At 51.9% G+C, this 17,880-nt stretch carries 20 protein-coding genes; 11 read left to right on the top strand and 9 right to left on the bottom strand.

What is annotated here, in order from left to right; translation table 11 throughout:
- Nucleotides 1-107: 107 nt before the first annotated feature.
- The 6 genes from KJS57_RS22360 to KJS57_RS22335 all read right to left on the bottom strand — a co-directional run bounded on the left by KJS57_RS22360 (nucleotide 108) and on the right by KJS57_RS22335 (nucleotide 6,178).
- Complete coding sequence (locus KJS57_RS22360; RefSeq protein WP_114497387.1) at nucleotides 108-377, bottom strand: HPr family phosphocarrier protein; 270 nt, start codon at nucleotides 375-377, stop codon at nucleotides 108-110.
- 107 nt (nucleotides 378-484) lie between these two features.
- Nucleotides 485-1,414: a DNA-binding protein WhiA gene (whiA, locus tag KJS57_RS22355; protein ID WP_211025137.1), complete on the bottom strand. Its 930-nt coding sequence runs from the start codon at nucleotides 1,412-1,414 to the stop codon at nucleotides 485-487.
- Nucleotides 1,415-1,419: 5 nt separating this feature from the next.
- Nucleotides 1,420-2,364, bottom strand: coding sequence for a gluconeogenesis morphogenetic factor MgfK (gene mgfK / locus KJS57_RS22350; RefSeq protein ID WP_211025222.1), 945 nt, complete (start codon nucleotides 2,362-2,364; stop codon nucleotides 1,420-1,422).
- 78 nt (nucleotides 2,365-2,442) lie between these two features.
- On the bottom strand, nucleotides 2,443-3,336 hold the full coding sequence (rapZ, locus tag KJS57_RS22345; protein ID WP_213656411.1) for an RNase adapter RapZ: 894 nt from the start codon (nucleotides 3,334-3,336) through the stop codon (nucleotides 2,443-2,445).
- 67 nt (nucleotides 3,337-3,403) lie between these two features.
- A complete protein-coding gene (locus tag KJS57_RS22340; protein WP_211025133.1) occupies nucleotides 3,404-4,354 on the bottom strand; it encodes an ROK family glucokinase in 951 nt (316 codons plus the stop codon).
- 564 nt (nucleotides 4,355-4,918) lie between these two features.
- Complete coding sequence (locus KJS57_RS22335; RefSeq protein ID WP_213656410.1) at nucleotides 4,919-6,178, bottom strand: DUF438 domain-containing protein; 1,260 nt, start codon at nucleotides 6,176-6,178, stop codon at nucleotides 4,919-4,921.
- Nucleotides 6,179-6,393: 215 nt separating this feature from the next.
- On the opposite strand from KJS57_RS22335, the gene KJS57_RS22330 reads away from it, so the two are divergent.
- The 11 genes from KJS57_RS22330 to KJS57_RS22280 all read left to right on the top strand — a co-directional run bounded on the left by KJS57_RS22330 (nucleotide 6,394) and on the right by KJS57_RS22280 (nucleotide 15,810).
- Nucleotides 6,394-7,074 carry a response regulator transcription factor gene (locus KJS57_RS22330; protein WP_213656409.1) on the top strand — a complete coding sequence of 227 codons (681 nt, stop codon included), beginning with the start codon at nucleotides 6,394-6,396 and terminating at the stop codon, nucleotides 7,072-7,074.
- On the top strand, nucleotides 7,071-8,486 hold the full coding sequence (locus tag KJS57_RS22325) for a sensor histidine kinase (RefSeq protein ID WP_213656408.1): 1,416 nt from the start codon (nucleotides 7,071-7,073) through the stop codon (nucleotides 8,484-8,486). Before KJS57_RS22330 ends, KJS57_RS22325 begins: the two co-directional genes overlap by 4 nt.
- 168 nt (nucleotides 8,487-8,654) lie before the next feature.
- Nucleotides 8,655-9,305 (top strand): transcriptional regulator, encoded by a 651-nt coding sequence (locus KJS57_RS22320; protein ID WP_213656407.1) that lies wholly within the window; start codon nucleotides 8,655-8,657, stop codon nucleotides 9,303-9,305.
- A 398-nt stretch (nucleotides 9,306-9,703) separates the two neighbouring features.
- Nucleotides 9,704-10,609, top strand: a complete 906-nt coding sequence (locus KJS57_RS22315) for an ABC transporter ATP-binding protein (protein WP_213656437.1) — start codon at nucleotides 9,704-9,706, stop codon at nucleotides 10,607-10,609.
- Nucleotides 10,606-11,319 (top strand): ABC transporter permease, encoded by a 714-nt coding sequence (locus tag KJS57_RS22310; RefSeq protein ID WP_213656406.1) that lies wholly within the window; start codon nucleotides 10,606-10,608, stop codon nucleotides 11,317-11,319. Before KJS57_RS22315 ends, KJS57_RS22310 begins: the two co-directional genes overlap by 4 nt.
- Entirely contained in the window at nucleotides 11,320-12,057 is a 738-nt protein-coding gene (locus tag KJS57_RS22305; protein ID WP_213656405.1) for an ABC transporter permease, read from the top strand. It begins immediately after the preceding gene.
- An 88-nt stretch (nucleotides 12,058-12,145) separates the two neighbouring features.
- Nucleotides 12,146-12,364: a hypothetical protein gene (locus KJS57_RS22300; protein WP_213656404.1), complete on the top strand. Its 219-nt coding sequence runs from the start codon at nucleotides 12,146-12,148 to the stop codon at nucleotides 12,362-12,364.
- Between the two features lie 25 nt (nucleotides 12,365-12,389).
- Nucleotides 12,390-13,298, top strand: coding sequence for an ABC transporter ATP-binding protein (locus tag KJS57_RS22295; RefSeq protein WP_213656403.1), 909 nt, complete (start codon nucleotides 12,390-12,392; stop codon nucleotides 13,296-13,298).
- 2 nt (nucleotides 13,299-13,300) lie between these two features.
- Nucleotides 13,301-14,044 carry an ABC transporter permease gene (locus KJS57_RS22290; RefSeq protein ID WP_211025121.1) on the top strand — a complete coding sequence of 248 codons (744 nt, stop codon included), beginning with the start codon at nucleotides 13,301-13,303 and terminating at the stop codon, nucleotides 14,042-14,044.
- 6 nt (nucleotides 14,045-14,050) lie between these two features.
- Nucleotides 14,051-15,211, top strand: coding sequence for a sensor histidine kinase (locus tag KJS57_RS22285; RefSeq protein ID WP_213656402.1), 1,161 nt, complete (start codon nucleotides 14,051-14,053; stop codon nucleotides 15,209-15,211).
- Nucleotides 15,208-15,810, top strand: coding sequence for a response regulator transcription factor (locus KJS57_RS22280; protein WP_213656401.1), 603 nt, complete (start codon nucleotides 15,208-15,210; stop codon nucleotides 15,808-15,810). Before KJS57_RS22285 ends, KJS57_RS22280 begins: the two co-directional genes overlap by 4 nt.
- A gap of 61 nt (nucleotides 15,811-15,871) precedes the next feature.
- Here the strand turns inward: KJS57_RS22280 and KJS57_RS22275 are convergent, their stop codons facing one another.
- The 3 genes from KJS57_RS22275 to trxB form a co-directional block, all read right to left on the bottom strand.
- A complete protein-coding gene (locus KJS57_RS22275) occupies nucleotides 15,872-16,207 on the bottom strand; it encodes a type II toxin-antitoxin system PemK/MazF family toxin (protein ID WP_213656399.1) in 336 nt (111 codons plus the stop codon).
- The gene (locus tag KJS57_RS22270; protein ID WP_213656398.1) at nucleotides 16,204-16,503 is read right to left on the bottom strand and encodes an AbrB/MazE/SpoVT family DNA-binding domain-containing protein; all 300 of its coding nucleotides are present in this window, start codon (nucleotides 16,501-16,503) and stop codon (nucleotides 16,204-16,206) included. The genes KJS57_RS22275 and KJS57_RS22270 overlap by 4 nt, the downstream gene beginning before the upstream one ends.
- A gap of 178 nt (nucleotides 16,504-16,681) precedes the next feature.
- Complete coding sequence (trxB, locus tag KJS57_RS22265; RefSeq protein WP_213656397.1) at nucleotides 16,682-17,638, bottom strand: thioredoxin-disulfide reductase; 957 nt, start codon at nucleotides 17,636-17,638, stop codon at nucleotides 16,682-16,684.
- Between the last annotated feature and the right edge of the window lie 242 nt (nucleotides 17,639-17,880).

The following is a 17,880-nucleotide window of genomic DNA, read 5'->3' as shown; positions in this document are numbered from 1 at the left end:
TTATGACCGATCGCTTAATCCTGAAAAACCAAAAGGGGATGAAACCGCTCGCATGAACGGAGTCATCCCCTTCTTTTGTTGGATAACAAAAGTGAATTGGAGTAATCTTACTGGTTCTCCAATTCCTCTTTGCTAACCAGATTGATCAAAGCGTTTGCAGCCTGCTCGGCGTCTGCACCTTCCGCGCTGATGTAGATTTCGGTGCCGGTGCTGATGGCAAGGCTCATTATACCCATGATACTCTTGGCATTCACTTTTTTATCGTCTTTCTCAACGAAAATTTCGGACGAGTATTTATTCGCTTCCTGAACGAAAAGCGCCGCCGGCCGGGCGTGAAGACCCGTTTTCAGACGAACGGTTACCGGGTTTTTGATCATCAAACCTTACCCCCTATTACAATTTCGATCACGTGTTCAACAATGTGAACATTTATAATTTATATCATTATATCATACACAGCCTGCGTCACACTAGCAAAACAACTTTAGCTCCCCCGAATTTTTTCCGCCAGCTCGTCAATTTTGCGCAGCCGGTGGTTGACACCGGATTTGCTCACCGTCCCTTTTAACAACTCGCCGACTTCCTTCAGGTTCATATCCGGATGCGCCAGACGCACCTCGGCAACCTCCCGCAATTTATCGGGCAGGTTTTCCAGGCCCATTTCCTTCTGCAGCAGCTTGATGTTGTCGATTTGCCGTACCGCCGCGCCGATCGTCTTGTTCAAGTTCGCCGTCTCGCAATTGACGATCCGGTTGACGGAATTACGCATATCTCGCATGATCCGCACGTCCTCGAATTTGAACAAAGCCTGATGCGCACCGATGATATTCAACAGCTCGATGATTTTTTCGCCTTCCTTGATATAAAAAATAAAGCCTTTTTTCCGTTCAATGCAGCGCGCATTCAGATGAAACTCATTGGCCAGATCGACCAGCGATTGGCAGTGCTCTTCGTACATGGAGGAAATCTCCAGGTGGTACGAAGACCCTTCGGGATTGTTGACCGAGCCTCCAGCAAGAAAAGCTCCCCGCAGGTACGCCCGCTTACAACAGTTTTTCCGGGTAAGCTCCGGATTAATCCCGGGCGTGAAAATAAATCCTTCCGAAACAATATGAAGTTCTTTCAGGACTTCCTGAACCCGGCCAGGGATCCGTACGATGTAAACATTGTTCTTCTTGAGACGCATTTTCTTACGTACAAGAAGTTCCGTATGGATCTGGAAATGCTTCTTCAACAAAGAATAAATCCGCCTTGCTATCGCGGCGTTTTCCGTTGAGATATCCAAAATGACCTTTTTGTTCGAAACCTGAACCGAACCGTTCATTCGAATCAGCGCGGACAACTCCGCCTGTTCACAGCAGGCATCGGCTTCGACCATGGTCAATTCTTTTTTGGTTTGCGCCGCAAACGACAAGGGACTCACCTCTTTCGTAAAATCCAGTTTTGCACCAGCTGATAAATATGGTGGCTCAATTTGTCCGCATCATGCCGCAAATAGCGGCGGAACAGGACAAGCGTATCCGCGATGACTTTATAGCCCCGGCCTGTCACAACATCCCAATCGACCTGAACGGGCTTGGCGCCTTTCTCGGCGTAGAAATCCTGGACCTGGGTCGGGATTTCGCCATCGTTGACAATGACGTAATCAAACAAGTGGTGACCCACATGCTCATACACGGCTTGCAAATGGTCGCTCACCGTGTAATCGTCGGTTTCGCCCGGCTGGGTCATCACATTGCAGACGAATATTTTAATCGCGCTCTCATTTTCCAGAACCGCCTCGGCCAGCTTGGGCACCAGCAAATTCGGAATGATGCTCGTGTACAGGCTTCCCGGTCCGATCAGAATCGCATCGGCTTCCCGGATAGCCTCGACAGCTTCCGGTAAAGGTTCGACCTCTTCCGGCTCGAGAAAAATCCGCTTAATTTTGCCGCCGGCTTCCGGAATCTTGGATTCGCCCGTAATAATCGATCCGTCTTCCATCTCCGCATGCAGCACGACGGCCTGGCCTGCGGCCGGCAATACGCGCCCGCGTACGGCAAACACGCGGCTGAGCTCACGGACGGCGGTGACGAAGTCGCCGGAAATGTCAGTAATCGCAGCTAGAATCAGGTTGCCCAAGCTATGGCCGGCCAAACCTGATCCGGAAGCAAAGCGATAGCTTAACATATCCGACAACAGCGGCTCCACGTCCGCCAGCGCGGTCAATACGTTGCGGATATCCCCTGGAGGCGGCATTTGCAGCTCGCTCCGGAGAATTCCGGAGCTGCCTCCATCGTCGGCTACCGTAACAATGGCCGTGATATCGAGCGGCTTTTCCTTCAATCCGCGAAGCATGACGGATAAGCCGGTTCCCCCGCCCATCACCACGATTCGCGGCACTCTTCCTTCCTTGGCCCGATCTATCACTTCTGACTCACCTCTTGACTTTCTGAGCGGCCTCTAATGCCGGTCCCGGCCCTCGTCCCGGTGACTCACGCGAATACTCTCCGTTTCGCTGGTCCCGAGCATCCGGCCCAAATATTCCGCGATCGCAACCGAACGGTGTTTGCCGCCGGTACAGCCGATCCCGATAATGACCTGGCTTTTTCCCTCTTTATGATACTGAGGCAGCAGGAAGTGCAGCATGTCTAGCAATTTGGTCAGGAATACCTGGGTTTCCGGCCACTTCATAACATAATCATATACTTCACTGTCTTGTCCCGTGTGTGGACGAAGCTGCTCTATATAATGCGGGTTCGGCAGGAAACGGACGTCAAACACCAGGTCGGCGTCGATCGGTATGCCGTACTTGAACCCGAAAGAAGTAATATTAACAGATAAATTGCTGCTCTCCAAGTGGGAGAACCGGGAAATGATCTTTTCTTTAAGCTGCCCCGGCTTCATGTTGCTGGTATCGATCACTTGAGTTGCCGACAACTTCAGTTCCTCGAGCATCTTGCGTTCCAGCCGGATTCCGTCGAGCGGCATTCCTTCCGGCGCCAGCGGATGGCGACGGCGGCTTTCCTTATACCGCTGTACAAGCACGGCATCGGTTGCGTCCAGGAACAGGATTTCGCTTTTGATCGTAAAATGGTCCTTGATATACCCGAGCGATTCCGACAGCGCCGTAAAGAACTCCCGGCCGCGCAGGTCAATGACTAGCGCCACTTTGGCGATCTTACCCTTCGATTGCTCGATGAGTTCGGCAAACTTAGGGATAAGTACCGGGGGCAAATTGTCAACGCAGAAAAATCCGAGATCCTCCAAGCTTCTTACGGCCAACGACTTTCCGGCTCCAGACATGCCTGTGATAATGATCAGATTGGCAACAGAAGAAATATCTTTTTCCGGCATCCTTTTCCCTCCTCGCAAAGTCTCCTATTCCTCTATATCTCTTGCATGGATTCCTGATTACTGCTAATTAAGAACGAAGGAACAAACCGGCGGCCCCAACCATTCCGGCATCGTTGCCCAAAGAAGCGGGAACGATTTGCAATCCTTTTTGAACCGGTTCAGGAGTATGCTTCGCAAACACACTGCGTACTTCATCAAACAGAATATCACCGGCTTTAGAAACGCCGCCGCCGATAATGAACAGTTCAGGGTTCAGCACGACAGCTACTGCGGCCAGCGATTTCCCAAGATAGAATGCAGCACGGTTTACGATGCGTACAGCCGTTTCGTCGCCGGCTTTAGCCGCGTCGAATACATCCTTCGCCATGATGTTGTCCACAAGGGCAAGAGACGTACGTTCGCCGCGGGCAACGGCATCCTTAGCCATCCGAATGATTCCGGTAGCCGAAGAAACCGTCTCCAGGCAACCCATTTGGCCGCAGCCGCATTGAATCGCTTCCAGATCGGGAACGACAGCCATATGTCCAAGTTCCCCAGCCAGGCCGGAGAAGCCTTGATAAATTTTGCCGTCAATGATAATACCGCCGCCGACCCCGGTGCCCAGGGTATAGCATACGCAATTTTCGACGCCTTTGCCTGCGCCGCCCCAAGCCTCGCCGAGTGCTGCCACGTTGGCGTCGTTGTCTATTTTGATCGGCTTGCCCAAACGTTCTTCCAAGATTTCACGGATGTGAAGATCCTTCAAACCTACATTCGGCGCAAAAATAATAATGCCTTCGCGAACGTTAGTAAAGCCGGCCACCCCGGCACCTACACCTGCCACTTGCTCCCACTCAAAAGGGGATTGTTCCACAATCAGGCGAACGTAACGCTCAATGTTATTAATGATCGTCTCCGCGCCTTTCTCCGTTTCGGTGGGCCCTTCGTAAGTATGAAGAAGCTGACCTTCCTCATTACAGATGCCGACTTTAATCGCCGTCCCGCCCAGGTCAACACCAATGTAGATTTTTTCAGACATTGTACAAGCCACCTTTTTCTCTTAAATAGTAAATGATAAAAGTTCGAGTTCAAAAAGTCAGGTTTTCAGGACCGAAGCTTATCCTTCCGAAGTGCGTTTTTACAAAACGCTTTAGGTTGGATGAAGATAGGGACTGAGTAGCAGAGCTAAACGTTTTCGTAGAAAACGACTTCGTAAGCATTTGCTCATGAGGTACGTGAGCAACGGAAGGCCCGGCTGAATTCAGGATTCGACGTCGAATCCTCATCCTGATCTACTTCGTCGTGGAAAAATGACTTTTTGGACAACCTTAAAAAAGAATATTCCTACGTACCAACTATAAGCGAACCCTCCCGTTCGGTCAAGAGACGCAGGGAGACCGAGAATCCAGTAAAGACAAGGCTTCCGGGCAATATGACAACGATCACAGCCCCATAAGTTCAGTGTCCGGCCAGGTCCTTCCGGCAAGGGTATAGGCGGCCTGTCCTTACTGTGGAATGGAAACGATATGCGAGAGCAGTACGCCCATGCCGATATAAAAACAACCCCGACTCCTACCCAAGGAAATCGGGGCTATCCATTATGTTAAGACAATATCCGCTTTTGCCCTTCCAAGGCGCGGATCGGTGCGATATTTTGCGTGAATTCCAGAGTTCCGAGATAACGCCCGTCCTCACTGCGGACCGCGAAGTAACGGATGTACACAAATTTATCCTTGACCGGAATCCAGAAATCCTCGGCATCCTTTTTGCCCGATTTAAATTCCGCCAACAGTTCTTCTACGACGTGTACGCTTTGGGGCGGGTGACAGTTCTGAACCGTACGGCCGATTACCGCTTTAGTCCGCGCAAATATGCGCTCCTTGCCGTGCGAGAAATACCGGACCACATCATTCTCATCGATAAAGGTCAAATCGACGGGCAGGTGATTCATGACCGCTTCAAGCTGCTCCACCGACAAAATGCCGGTTTGGAATTTCACGAAGCCCTGCGGTGGCGTTTCGCCTTTCCCCTCCTCTTCTACGGCCGCCAGGCCGGGAAGCGGTACGCGTTCAGGAACCCATTCCTGCTCGGGAGCCGTCAGGCAAAAGCCGATCTGGTCGGATTCCCGGGCGATTCGCACCCACTCGTCCTCCGTTAATTTCTCAAGCGCCATCGGAAGCAGGATGTTCTCCTCTTTAAAGATCATGGCATTCACTTCCTGGATAATCCGCTCAAGATCAATGGACAGCGTCTCCTTGTCCCCATCATAAGCGGCCAGCTTGCCCTTGACCTCCTTGATCATCATGCGAATGCCATCATCGACGCCCCACATAACTTTGGTCGGCCCGTAGATCCCGTACTTCTCCAGATAAGGGAAGAGCAAATTTTCCTTGCGGCTGTAATGCTTGTCGAGATCCATCAGCAGGTTCAAATCCTCCAGCAGCTTTAATATGATGTCCTCGGAGTCTTCTTTCCGGATTTTATCCAGATGCAGTTCCAGCTTAAAATTAACCAAACGCTCAATTTCGCGATTCTCCAGTTTGAAGGTATGCACGGGATGTCCGGGCTGCTCCTCCGGCTTGGAAGAACGGTGAATATCCTCAATCGATCCTTTAAAAATCGCCGTATGCACGGAACACAACCGTTGCACTTCCTCAACCGGAATGCCTTCCTCTTCCATCAGCGCATGCTCCATAGCGGAAATCTCAGATACCGTGACATCGCCTACCGCTTCTTCAAAACGCGCTTTGACTTCCTCCACGCTCTTCCCCTGGTGCAGCTCCTTGATGATTTCCTTCAGCAGAGCCTGACGGCGCGACTGTTCCGGCACCCCATGCTCCCGGTTATTGATGAGTTCGCTCATTGCACGGATCTCCCTTCGTTCTTCCATCTCAATCTATTTGCACACCAATAAGTAAAATTCAATTGATAACCATTCTCATATAAAAAAAGTAACATGGCGGGCAATTTGAACTTGTGATCAGAATCACAAATTTATTATGTTGTTCTTGGCAGTTTATTTTTCCTCACCAATTTGCAACAATAGAGTCGAAAAGCCAGAAAGGAAGGATCCCAGTTATGATACCAGGCAAAAACATTCTATATATTGAAGATGATCCCGAAATCGGGGAATGGGTCAGCAGAGATTTAAAAGAGCGCGGCTATAGCGTCACCTGGCTCACCAGCGGAGAGCGGGCGATCGAGGAGGCAGCCTCGTGCAACTTGGCCATTCTCGATGTCATGCTGCCCGGACTGGACGGATTCACCGTCGGACAGCGGCTCAAAAAGCAATATCCGGGACTCCCGATCTTGATGCTGTCCGCCCGAACCTCTATCGACGACAAGCTGCAAGGATTGCAATTTGCCGACGATTACCTGACCAAGCCTTTTCATCCCGATGAATTGGCTGCCAGGGCGGAAGTACTGCTCCGCCGCAGCGGTCCTCCTTCAGCCGAACCTCTGGAGCTTCGCCACCTGCTCGTCTATGAGAAGGAGAATATCATCAAGAACCGTGAAACCGGCGAAGAAATTATGCTGACGGGAAAGCAATTTCACATTTTTCAATACCTGCTGCGGCATTTAGGTCAAATTATGACGAAGGAACAGATCTATGAGGCGGTTTGGGGTGAGCCCTATCTGGACGGGGATAAAACTTTAATGGTGCATATCCGCCATATGCGCGAAAAGCTGGAGCGTGACCCCGCCGCGCCCGAAATCATCGAGACGATCCGCGGGATCGGTTACCGGGTACGGGCATGAGAAGACACAGCGGCCAGCCTTTCAAGAAGTTCCGCAACTCGCTGTTGTCCCGCTATTTGGGCATCATCGGCTTCGCGCTTGTATTTATACCCATTCTGATCCCGGTGAGCTTTTTGGCGTCATGGGGCGTCAACCGGGCTTTCTTTCCCGCGTCTGTTCCAGACAAAACGGAGGTCGTCCGTTCCTACGGATCGGGACTACAATTGGAGAATGCTTGGCATAATGCAGCCTCATCTCTAAGCGGCAAAACCCCCGAGGAAATTAACGAAAGACTTCGGGCTTTAAAGCAGGATTATCCTGATGCCTCTATGTTTTGGGTGGATGCGGAGGGACTGACCCGCCTGCAATTGCCGGAACAAAGCGGTTTGCCGTCCAAATGGACGCCGGAAGATGCAGTTGCCTATATGAAGCATGCCGTGGATTCCGATCCTTTTACCGTCGTCGCTTTTATTGGCGGCAAAAGTCAGGCCGCTGGCCAAGGCTTTATGGTGTTTGAGCTCCCGCGCAAAAATATGAAACCGTTGACCGGAGGCCGGGAAGGGGATTATCGGTTTTACGGATTCTTTATCTTCTTGATGTTCTCCTTCTTTATTCTGATCTCGTATTTATTCTTTCGCGACATCCGCAAACGCCTGCTTCGGTTGGAATCCGGCATGACCCGTACCGGACCGAACGGATTGCCCGTCCGCGTCCCGTTGGGCCGGCCCGATGAAATCGGACGCCTGGAGCAGGCCTTTAACCATATGGTTGATGAGCTCGATGACAGCCGACGCCGGGAACATGAAGAGGAGGAGCTCCGCAAAAGCCTGATCAGTAATTTGTCTCATGACTTGCGGACGCCGCTGACCGTGCTTGGGGGCCAGCTCTATTCCTTCCGTAAAGAGCCATTGTCGGATCAGGGTCAACAAGCCTTGGCGCTGATGGAGACCAAGATTAATGACCTGAGCGGTCTCATCGATCATCTCCTATCCTACAATCTGCTCGCCAGCGGACGCTATGCTATGAATCTGGAGGATCGGGACATGCTTCGCGTCGTGCGGGTGAGCGCCGCCGCTTGGTACCCGCTGTGGGAAAAAGCGGGAATCGAGGCCGATATCGATCTGCCGGAGGATCCCTTGATTTGGCACATAGATGAGCAGGGTTTCCGCCGCGTACTGGATAACCTGTTCCAGAATCTGGTCCGTCATGCGGGATCCGGCGGTTATGTCGGCATCTCGATCGAACAGCGCCACCGGAAAACGGCGCTGGTCATCGCCGATCGCGGCCCAGGACTTGGCTCCCTTTCCCCTGCCAAGGGTGCCGGGCTCGGCCTGCAAATCGTCGATCTGCTGCTGCGGGAAATGGAGCTGGTGCGGGAGACGGTGTCTTATCCTGAAGGAGGAACGAGGGTGTACATTTATCCCCTTCAGTAAAATTGAGTTATCGTCCATATAGGTTATACTGTAAATATTCATTGTTCGGTCGTGAAGCACACGCCGCTTTGGCATATTTCCCTCCCCGATGGGGAGGCGAAGTTGTCAGGGCGGCTTTTTGCTTTTCTACCCCAATACCCAATGAATGAGAGGATGGTGTTATTAACGATGTTGAGGTTCGAACAAGCTTATAAGGAATGGATTCAAGCAGCTATTGAGGAGGAACAAAACATTAGAAGACGCGAAATATTGGAAAAGGGTCTCGGCCATGGCACAATTGAATTCTTGCGTTCGGTTTGGTTCCCTGCCGTAAAAAACTTCGATCACCTATATCCGGAATGGGAAGTACGAGATGCAAACAACGGCTACCGTTACGTGGATCTAGCCTACCTGCCGGGTGGCGCAGCAAAGGGAGGCATCGAGATTCAAGGTTACGGACCTCATGCAAGAGATCTCGATGTACGACGCTTTAAAGACTTATGTTGGCGGCACTGTTTAATGGCATTGGACGATTGGATTTTTCTCCCGGTAGCCTATCCTTCCATCACCGACGAACCCAAACGCTGCCAACAGCTGGTGCTCGCTTTTATCGGAAAGTTTATCAGCACGGATATACCTTCTTCCTTGACCTGGCTCGAAGCGGAGACACTTCGTTACGCTAGACGGCAGTTTCGCCCGTTTACACCATCAGAGCTAGCGACCCACCTCAGAATAACCCCTCAGCATGCAAGGAGAATTCTTCATAAACTAGTCGATCTCCGTCTTCTGTTCGTCGCCGGAGGCCAGCTACGTTACCGTACGTATGGGTTACTGGGTTGACCTTTTCGCTGAATGTACTCAATAACCGCTGGAGTTTCTTTAGGCAACCATTTTGCCATCCGCCTGTGAACTTCCTGTTTCTGGTCCCTCTGCGCCTAACGAACTCATCAAACCTTATTTGGGCTAAATACCACGTTTTGAGATTCTAACGAATCCAAGTAACCTTATTCCGAGCAAACTGCTACTTTCTATGCCTAAATTTACTCAATAGCGCTGCTGGAGTTCGTTAGATCTGATTTGAGGTCATTTTTTTGCAAATAAGCGCGATACGATTCGTTAAATGCTGGGTTGGTGGGGGTCCAACCAAAGATTTAAACAAAATTTAAACTTGGCCCCCCTTCACCTTTAAACTTCGGACGATATGATCATTACCGAGGTGATATTACGTGAATCATGAAATGATTATTCAAACGAAGGATTTAACTAAAAAATACCGTGGACGGCCAGCGGTGGACCATTTGAATCTGGAAATAGCCAAAGGGGATATCTACGGATTCCTCGGCCCGAACGGAGCCGGCAAAACGACAACAATCCGCATGCTGCTCGGTCTGATCCAGCCCACTGAAGGCTCTATCCGCATCTTCGGCCGCGAGCTGCGCAAGGATAAACTCGCAATACTCCGCCGGATCGGGTCGCTCGTTGAGTACCCGTCCTATTACGGCCATCTGAACGCCGTAGACAACCTGGAAGCGATCCGCCGCATCCTGGGCGCGCCGAAGTCGCGCATCGACGAGGTGTTGGAGATCGTCTCGCTGACGAGTGAGTCCCGCCGGGCGGTTAAAGGCTACTCCCTCGGGATGAAGCAGCGGCTTGGCATTGCCGCCTCCCTGCTTGGCAGCCCGGATTTACTCATTCTCGACGAGCCGACCAATGGTCTTGATCCCGCCGGAATTCATGAGATCCGCGAGCTGATCAAGAGCATGCCGGCCCAGTACGGCATTACCGTGCTTGTCTCCAGCCATCTGCTGGGCGAAGTCGAGCAAATGGCCAACCGGGTAGGTATCATCCGGGAAGGGCAAATGGTTTTCCAGGATACGATCCAGAATCTGCGGCTTCAAGCCTCGCATGACATGGAGCTGGTCGTCTCCGAGCCCGATTCCGCGCTTTGGCTGGCACGCGACCTGGGTGCTGCCGGTATCTTGAAGGAGGGCACGCTGGTATTCCCGGGCATGAAAGATCCGCAGGTGGCCCAACTCGTCAAGCGTCTGGTCGAGAACGGCCATGACATTTACCGGGTGGAACAGAATAAAAAGTCGCTTGAAGATATTTTTATGGAAGTTATCGGGGAGGGAGTCCGGTCATGATGCTACGTTCTTTGTCGGCCGACTTCCTCAAAATCCGCGGGAAAGGAATCTGGTTCCTTATTTTTCTGGCCCCAATCGGTCTTGTCGCCATGCAGGCGCTCAATTTCGGGCTGCGGCTTGATTACCTGAAAAAGCAGTACGCGGAGGACCTCTGGGGCGGCCTGATCGACAATGTCGTCATTTTCGTTCCCATTGCGATTTACCTGGGCGTAACCTTGGTCAGCTCTTTGGTGGCTAATGTGGAACATCAAATGAGTTCCTGGAAACAACTTCTGGCGTTGCCTATTTCCAGAACCGCCGTGTTCAGCGGCAAGTTTACGCTTTGTTTTCTGCTGCTTACGGCGTCCTGTATATTGCTGCCGATCTTTACGATCGTGCTGGGCCTGGCGCTTGGTTTCGGTACTGATATTCCGCTGAGCGACATCCTGCGGATGGGCTTCTTCCCTTACCTGGGCGCGCTGCCTTTGCTCGCGCTTCAGTTGTGGCTGTCGCTAACCTTCCGAAACCAGGCTCTGCCGGTGACATTTGGGGTAGCGGCAGCCATCATATCTCCGTTTGCCCTGCAGCTTCCGGAATGGTTCCCGCTCAATTGGCCGACCTTCAGTTACAGCGGCCCTCATACCAGTTGGTTCGTCGGCGCAGGCATCATCTGCGGCGCCGTTATCATGGTGATGGGTATGATCCACTTCAACCGAAAGGATGTGGAATAAATGGGCTCCTTTTTCCGTGTTTTGTCTTCGGAAAGATTGAAAATGTCGAAGTCGCGCATCTGGCTGCTTCTGCTGGCCAGTCCCCTGTTGTCTACGTTGATCGGCGCGCTGACCGAAACGTCGTATAGCGATGCGAACCCTTGGACCGTCATGCTCGGCGCCATGGCCACGCTTCATGCCTTGTTCTTCCTGCCGATTATGTCCGGCCTGTTCCCGGCCTTCCTATGCCGGTACGAGCATACCGGCGGCGGCTGGAAGCAACTGCTTGTCCTGCCGGTCTCGCGAACATCCGTTTATCTGGCCAAGTTCACCGTCGTGGCTGGCCTGCTGGCCATTTGCCAGCTGCTGTTCCTGGCCGGCATCCTTGCCGCCGGCTGGATCCAGGGCTTCACGGCCCCGATCCCATGGGCCGCAATCGCCTCCAGCCTGCTGGGCGGTTGGGTTTCCTGCCTACCGCTTGTTGCGCTGCAGCTCGGCGTGTCCCTGAGCTGGGCGAGCTTTGCCGCTCCGCTCGCCCTGAATGTCTCGCTGACGATCCCCAACATACTGATCGTCAATTCGGCAAAAATCGGCCCATTCTATCCGTGGGCCCAGCCCGTTCTTGCCATGATGCCAACCAGGGAGGAGAACTTCGGCGCGTTTAACCTTCCGCTCGAAAGCTTGATGATTACCGTCGTCGGCAGCTTCCTCCTGTTCTTCGCAGTCGGACTGATCCATTTCCGACGCAAGGAAATTTAACGCCTGCCAAACAAACAAACCGTCCGGAAGGAGCATCCCAAAGCATCTATAAAGCTAAGGGGGCGCTCGCTACCCGGGCGGTTTTTCTATGGATTGGAACTTTTCTTACTCTATTTGGTATAACAATCGTTCTTTTGATAAAAATATTCTAGCTCACATCGGGCCTGACGCCCGCTTAATGCGCCCCGCCGCTGCCTATGCAGCGGCTTTTTTCGTTCCTCCCGCTTCATTTCATGACAGTTGTCACCCTCATTTCATGACACTCCTTACTAACGACGGTTCCATCCCTCCGGTATTCTATGGATAAGATCAGTAATAACGGAGGCGAACTTATGGAAGCCATTATAGAAATGAAGCATGTCAGCAAAATGTTTAAGGATAAAAAAGCGGTCAACGACCTTTCTTTTCGAATTGAAAAAGGCTCGGTTACGGCAATTCTGGGACCCAACGGGGCGGGCAAAACTACCGCGTTATCGATGATCCTCGGGTTACTTGAGCCAACGGAAGGTGAGATCAAAGTGTTCGGCAAAGCCCCCAAGGACCAATCCGTCCGTGACAAGACCGGGGCGATGCTTCAGGAAGTCAGCATTATGGACCGGCTGAAGGTCAGAGAGGTACTGGACCTCATCCGCAGTTACTATCCGAACCCGATGGATATGGAATCTCTGATAACCCTGACCGGGCTTCAGGACAGCGACCTCAAGCGATACGCGGAAAAGCTGTCCGGCGGACAAAAGCGCAGTCTCGGCTTCGCTCTCGCCATGGCGGGCAATCCCGACCTGCTCTTCTTCGATGAGCCGACGGTCGGACTGGATATTACCGCCCGCCGCCGATTCTGGGACAGTGTCCGGAAGCTGGCCGGACAGGGTAAAACAATTATTTTCACGACCCATTATTTGCAGGAAGCTGACGATACCGCCGATCGGATTCTTCTTTTTCATAAAGGTGCCCTGGTAGCAGACGGAACGCCGGATGAGATCAAGTCCCGGATCGTGAAACGCTCGGTCTCCTTCATGCCCCGCCAAGATGGACCGGGATTCCGCCAACGGCTCAAAGCCTTGCCGCTGCTAACCGATCACTATGACAGGGATGGACGGATCTACGTGAATACGGACGATACCGACCTGGCGCTGGAGTCCATTTTTGCGGAAAAGCTCGAGGTTCGGGATATCCGGATCGACCAAGGGCGATTGGATGAGGCTTTTGAACAACTGACCGTAAATCAAGAGGAGGCCGTATAACTATGAAAACGTCCATGCTGTTAAAACAATGCAAAGCCGAGCTGTTGCGGGTAATCCGAAATCCCTACTATGTATTCTGGTCTCTGTTGATGCCGATCGTGTTCTACTTCATCTTTACCCGGGTCGTCAATACCGGGGCGGACAATCAGGCGGAATGGGCCGCACATTATCTCATGTCGATGACCACCTTCAGTGTAATGGGCTCTGCCATAATGACCCTCGGCATTCGTCTGGTACAGGAACGGACACAGGGCTGGACGACTTTCATGCGGGTGACGCCTTTGCCTGGCCCCATCTATTTCTTTGGAAAAATGTTCAGCCAAACGGTAATGCATCTTCTCTCAATCATCTTCATTTTTGTGGCGGGTGTTCTGATCAACAACGTATCGCTGCCTATCTCTATTTGGATCTACAGTGCATTGTGGATTCTGATCGGCTCCTTGCCATTTCTGGCCATCGGTACGCTGGTCGGCACCATGAAACGGGTCGACACGGCCAGTGGAGTCAGCAACGCCATTTACATGGCTCTCGCTGTTATCGGCGGCATGTGGATGCCGATGGAAGTCCTCCCGAAGCTCATGCAAAACATCGGAAAATGGCTGCCTTCCTACAATTTTGGCAACGGAGCATGGGAAATTATTCGCGGGAATGCGCCGCATTGGAGTAATGTTGTGATTTTGCTGGGCTATCTCATTCTGTTTATGATACTATCCACGTATATCAGAAAAAAACAGGAAGTGGTGTAGCCCAAAATGTCAACCGGGAAAAAGTTCACGCTGTTTCCGAGAAAATACGGATTATTTCCTTTCATGTGGCTGATCTATATTGCTCTGCCCATATTTAATATCCGTAACGAGACCGGCCTGAAGCTGATCCTCGGCTACGCATTGATCGCCTTGTTCGTCGTAACATACCGTCAACTCTACATGGTAACGGGAAAAGCCTTTTCCTTATGGCTCGCGCTGCAAATGGCGATCATCGTCGTAATGTGCATGTTCTACAATCCGTTTAACCTGTACATGGGTTTTTTCACGGCTAATTTTATCGGGTGGTATACCGATCACCGCAAATTCAATATCGCCATGATCGCCTTTGCTTTGGTCGAGCTTGTGCCCCTATCGCTAGCAGTAGCAAGTATATCTCTAAATGATTTCGTCTTTACACTGCCCTTCTTTGCCATTATGCTGGCGTCCCCTTTCGGGATCCGCTCTATGGTCCGCAGACAGAACCTCGAAAAGGAGCTGGATCTGGCGAATCAGCAGATCAAAGAGTTGGTGAAACGGGAAGAGCGCATGCGCATCGCCAGGGATTTGCATGACACCTTGGGGCACACCCTGTCCTTGATCACTTTAAAAAGCCAGCTCGTAGAAAAGCTGGTACTCAAAGATCCGGAGCGTGCCCAAACGGAAGCCGGGGAGATCCAGCGGACCTCCCGGGCCGCGCTTCGCCAAGTGCGGGAGCTCGTCTCCGATATGAGGGCCGTAAGTGTGGCGGAAGGTCTGGCGGAAGCCGGGGAAATCCTCCGGGCCGCCGACATTTCTCTGGACATTGAAGGGGATGCTGCTTTGGAAAGTGTATCTGACCTGACGCAAAACATCCTCAGCCTTTGCATCAAAGAGGCTGTCACCAATATCGTAAAGCACAGCGAGGCAAGCCGCTGCTTCATCACGATCAGCACAACCGATGCGGTCGTTAAAGTGTCGGTGGAGGACAACGGAAACGTACTCGAAACGGGAGACACGATTGCCGCTGCCGCCAAGGTTGATCCCGGTAACGGGCTCAAAGGAATGGCCGAACGTCTTTCCCTAATTGATGGTTCCTTGTCTTTATCTTCCGGGGAGAAAAACGGTTTGCGGCTTCTGGTAACCGTCCCCTTAATCGTTAAAGAACAGAAAGAAGGTGTATCGGCGTGATTCGCATTGTCATCGCGGAAGATCAACGCCTCCTGCGAGGCGCGCTCGCCTCTCTGCTGGATCTCGAAGATGATCTCGAAGTCATAGGACAAGCGGCGGACGGGGTTGAAGCGCTTGACCTGATTGAGCGGCTCCAGCCCGATGTCTGCCTGATGGATATCGAAATGCCCCGGCTTAGCGGGCTCGATGTCGCAGACAAACTGAAGGCGCAAGGGTCTCCGTGCAAAGTGATTATTTTGACTACCTTCGCCAGACCGGGATACTTTGAAAGAGCCGCCAAGGCAGGCATTCAAGGCTACCTGCTCAAGGACGAGTCCAGCGATGAGCTGGCCGAAGCGATTCGACGTGTCATGGCCGGACACCTGGAAGTATCGCCCGAGTTGGTTTTCGGCAGCATGCGGGAGGAAAATCCCCTTACCGCGAGGGAACAGGATATCCTAAGGCTTGCAGCAGATGGAAATAGCGCCGGCGAAATCGCCTCAAGCCTGCATTTGTCCTACGGGACGGTTCGCAATTATATTTCCGAGATTTTAAACAAACTCGAGGTGAAGAGCCGGATCGAAGCCGTCCGTCTTGCTGAAGAGAAGGGCTGGATTTGAGATGCTGTCAAAATAAATAAGCGCCGATTAACCCTGCTACCAAGGTTAAACGGCGCTTTGCTTATGCCAAAATAGATCGCGCATTGCGAAGGACGGCTCTCATAAATTCCGACTCCGGACTAATATGTCCTGCGATATGGATTCGCCGCTTTCTCACGTCCAAACTTTTGAATTGATCCGTAAGAACAACCCCGGAAAACGGAAGTCCCTCCGGCAAAACAACCTCGAATGGATAGTCTTTAATCTGACTCGTAATCGGACAAACGACTGCAAAACCGGTCAATTCATTAAAGTCGGCCTCGGACAACACAATTGCCGGTCTCCGACCAGCTTGTTCATGACCCGCTTGCGGATCAAAATCGAGCCACACCAAATCTCCGCGCCGCGGATGGGTCAAATTAACTCATCCCCTTCAACACCGAGATCGATCTCCTCATGACGAGCATCCGGCTTAATCTTTGAAAGCAGCCTCTGCAAATGAGCTCGTAGCTCCTCATTCGATTCTTGCGGTTTATCGACAGGACGAAGTAACAAGTCATTTTCTGGTGTCACAATAATCTCAACTTCAGTTCCCTCTTCCAGATTGAGCCGTTTCAGTAATTGATTCGGAATACGAATAGCTGTACTATTTCCCCACTTGCTGAGCGTTGCCGTAGTCATCACTGTCGCATCCTTTCCTTTCTGATGAGCCAATTATAACTCACTCCTCCCAAAGTGTATATACATAGGATATACGACTGATCAGCCGTTGATACCAAAATTTACACTTCTAGCTTACAGATAGTCTACTCCGGCATCTCAAAAAGCCTTTCCCATAGTCCGGCCCGGTCAGGCCGGGCGGATTAGGGAAAGGCTTCTCATTTATGCTATCTTACGGGTTCAAAGTCTCGCTCCAGTCATGTACCATGCTGCCTTCGAGGTATTTCTCGCAGTCCATCGCGGCCATGCAGCCCGACCCGGCAGCGGTGATTGCCTGACGGTAGCGCGTATCCTGTACATCTCCGCAGGCGAATACGCCCGGGATATTCGTCTCCGTCGTACCCGGCTTCACGACAATGTAGCCATGATCGTCGGTAGTAATCGCGTTACCCAAAAACTTCGTGTTCGGTGTATGCCCGATCGCCACAAAGACGCCGTCAGCCTCCACGAGTTCTTCCTGATTGGTTTCATTATTTCGTACCTTCAAGCCTTTCACTATGCCGGTCTCATCCGTTTCAACCGATAGCGGAGTCCGGTTCAGCGCCCATCTCACTTTCTCGTTGCTCTTGACCCGGTCCTGCATAATCTTGGAGGCCCGGAGTTCGTCCCGCCGGTGCACTAACGTCACGCTGGAACCGAAACGTGTCAGGAAGTTAGCCTCTTCCATAGCGGAGTCACCGCCGCCGACCACGACAATCTTTTTGCCGCGGAAGAAGAATCCGTCGCAAGTCGCGCAAGTACTGACCCCGCGACCGACGTTTTCCTGCTCGCCCGGAATACCGAGATATCTCGCCGAAGCTCCGGTCGACAAAATGATGCTCTCCGCTTCCAGTTCTTCTCCGCCCTCTACCTTCACTTTGAACGGACGACCGGTCAAATTCACTTCTTCCACCCAACCGCTTCGGAACTCGGCACCAAAACGTTCGGCTTGTTTACGCATATTGTCCATTAGCTCAGGTCCCTGAATGCCCTCGGGAAATCCCGGAAAGTTCTCCACTTCGGTCGTCGTCGTCAACTGCCCGCCCGGCTGAACTCCTTCAATGACAAGCGGGTTCAAATTCGCGCGGGCCAGATAAATGGCCGCCGTCAAACCTGCGGGACCGGTTCCGATTACAATTGATTTATACATGGCGCCTCCTCCTTGAAATATGTAATTCTCAACATAAAAGATATTCAAAAGCCAGGCCTCTAAAGCCTGACTTATTGAAACTCATTCTTATAGAGGTTGTTCAATAAGTCACCTTTTGATCAAGAAGTAGCCCAGGTTGCATACCCGGCGTCGAGTCTTGAATTCAGAAGGGCCTTCCGGTACTCACGTAGGTTTTGCCTACGCTCCGCTCCTCAGTCCCTCCTTCATCCAACCTTCTCGGT

The organism is Paenibacillus vini (genome assembly GCF_018403325.1).
Taxonomy (GTDB): Bacteria; Bacillota; Bacilli; order Paenibacillales; family Paenibacillaceae; genus Fontibacillus; species Fontibacillus vini.
This window is presented reverse-complemented; position numbering and strand designations above follow the sequence as displayed.